At 59.6% G+C, this 2,797-nt stretch carries 1 protein-coding gene; it reads left to right on the top strand.

Translation table 11 applies throughout. The features are described from left to right. The first annotated feature begins 1,520 nt into the window (after window positions 1-1,520). Window positions 1,521-2,552 (top strand): hypothetical protein, encoded by a 1,032-nt coding sequence (locus tag F758_RS53130; RefSeq protein ID WP_349544118.1) that lies wholly within the window; start codon window positions 1,521-1,523, stop codon window positions 2,550-2,552. Window positions 2,553-2,797: the final 245 nt, after the last annotated feature.

The raw sequence follows: 2,797 nt of genomic DNA, 5'->3' as shown, positions 1-2,797 counted from the left end.
TCTTCAGGCTGAGCGCTTTCTCCGGCAGAATCGTCACCTCATTGAGGTTCGGGATTGACTTTGATGTCATTCGGAGCCGGCGGCTCCGAAGTGATTCAATCGATGAAGCTTTCGGTCGATGAGGCGAAGAAAATATTCTTGTCGATCAAGCACGCGTGCGCTGCAACGACATCATAAAAATCAAGGCCGGCGAGCTATCTTGGACAACGGATTCCCCTGACGATGTCCGAGCTTGGCCACCGCGACATCTTGCGTTGCCCCACGAACTTGGTCGCTATCGGGACAAAGCGGACGTTCAGTCACGCCGACGGGTTTATGGGTACACGGCCTAGACCGCCCGCCCCACAGTGATCAGCAGGCGCGGCGCCGATCGTGCGGAAGGCCGCGTTCGGCTTCCGACGCTCACCAGATCCCGCCTTGATCGACTTGCTTCTAAGTGCCTTGCATCATCCGAAGTCGTGGGTATCGCGATGTACCTAGAAATCTCGGGTTAAGCCCTCAAAGGAACGACGTCCGAGGCGCCTCAAGGGGTCGTGTCCCTGTAATCGTGTAGCTCCGCAGAACCCGCAACGCTCGCTGAAGTAGCGCCGTAGCGCGGACGAGGTTCGCGGTTGTGGTCACCTGTGATTCAGCGGTAGTCGGATTGCGGAGCAACCTGAATAAGAGCCACCGAGAACCGGCAAGATGATGAGCCTTCGCGCGCTCGTGGAGATCGCCTAGCCATGTCCCCGAACTCGCGTGAAGGCTGCCGCCGGCCACCCAATGGAAGAACCATCGCTACCGATGCGAATCGAAGTCGGTCCAAGCGGTGGGAGCTCTCGCCCATGAGTACGAGGCAACGACGGTGGAAGGTGCCAACGAAGTCGCCGGCTCGCCTGTCGCCAGTCGCCGGGTTTTGAGCTGGCCGTCAAATCCCGATTGCCAGGCCGAGCAGGCTCGTGACTGAAGTACTGCGAGTAGAGCGAAAGCACTCTGTCTGCTCCGAACGATGGGCGCTCGATCCGCTCTGGAGCCGAGGACCCAATGCGGTTCCCAAACGTTGGTTGGGTGCCTTCTCAGTGAAGATCCACATGGAGACCATCGAAGCATATCTGGAGCGGAAGCATGAGGAACTCAGGCTGCTAAACGTTTGCCTGAGAAGGCCCCTCGCCCTTTCGTATCCGCGATCAGTCATGGAGGTGATTGAGCGCAAATTTCAGCTCACCGCTGCTTTGAGAGCGGAGCATGAGCTGCATGATTGGACAGTCACGGAGACAGCCTGGTCGCCTGCGAGGCAGCGTGGGACCGGTCCATTCGAATTCAGATACGACTATCAGCGCGCTGATCTCGAGGTGCGCGGCCCCTCCTTTTACGAACTCGACGACGAGATGACGCCGGAGGCGGTCTATACGGCTTCCGGGATGGCTGCGATCTCGGCCCTGTTGTTTGCGTCCGCGCATGTCATGCGCCGGGCAGACATTCTGGTCCTGCCGGGCTCCTATGGCGAGACGCTGGAGTTCATCGCGCGTTACGCGCCCCACTTGCGCCTGATCACCTTGAAGAGCTCCCTGGGGGAGGCGATTGCTGCGACCGGTTCACCAAGGATCATTCTGCTCGATTCCAGCGCTCCCGCCGCCAATTTCGAAGCCGCCCTGAGCGGCAGCGGTCCTGCGCTCGATCTCGTGATTTTCGATACTACCTGCTTCTCGAATGGGTCGGGCCGTATTCGACGCGCTCTGAGATGGGCTCGGAAATGGAATATTCCCGCGGTGATGGTGCGCAGCCACACGAAGCTGGATTCGCTGGGCGCGGAGTATGGCCGACTGGGCTCTGCGGTGTTCGTCCACTGGGCGACGAACGATCCTTGGGAAAGTCGACCGCAGCTTAGAACGCTGCCAGCCGAAACGCGGAACGCGGTTCGGCTCTTCGGTGGCGCGCCGCTGCCGGCGCATTTCCCTCCTTATGTCGGTACATCCTCTTACCGGATGCTGACCAACAAACGCATGGCGGCAATCTTGCGCAACTGCCGCCGTGCCGGTCGGTATTTTGCAAGCTCCCTCGCGGGCTTGACGGCGGAGCTCCACTTTGCACACGGCCTCTACGTCACGCTGGACAGCAGCATCCCCCTGAGTGAGGCAACGGCGAGGCGAGCAGCTGCTGCGATGAGCCAGGACATGAAGCGAGAAGGCTTTCCGATCCGGCACGCGGGCAGCTTTGGTTTCGATTTTGCCGCGACAGAGTGGTTTCACAACGCGACAAACAATCAGTACAGCGTCCGAGTCACCGTCCCAGATCTTCCCGCCACGATTTGGGACGATCTAACGCGAGCAGTCGCCGACTGGTGGAGGATGCATCAGCTCAGCTGCGCGCACCGTGAGCAGCGCGTAGGGAACGTGCGAAGATCGGATTGCTCAAGAAGTGAAAGCTGGCCAACGGTTGAGCGAGAGCTCGAAATCCGGCGGGACAATATCGTTCCGACGATCAAAAAGGAATCCTTGGGCCGACGCGGATCTGACGGGAACGGGTCATATGACCGGCCGCGACAATGTGGGCTGCCGGACGAGCAACGGTGATGTGGCAGATCGTCGCCATCAGCATCCCGCGCCGCCCTGCATTGAGAGAGAGAGAGAGAGTGGGGTCGTTGCGAAGGGGACATTGTCGTTCGCACTCATTGTAGAGCTTTACCGGGACTGCACTTAATGCCAAGCACGCACCGTAAAGCGAGAGTTGCGTACGTCAAGTTCAGCAAATTCGTCGTCCGTGAAGAACCTGGATTTCAGCTCGGGACGAACTGAGGTCGAAGGATGAGCTGGGCGAG

The organism is Bradyrhizobium sp. ARR65 (genome assembly GCF_000472385.1).
Classification (GTDB): domain Bacteria; phylum Pseudomonadota; class Alphaproteobacteria; order Rhizobiales; family Xanthobacteraceae; genus Bradyrhizobium.
This window is presented reverse-complemented; position numbering and strand designations above follow the sequence as displayed.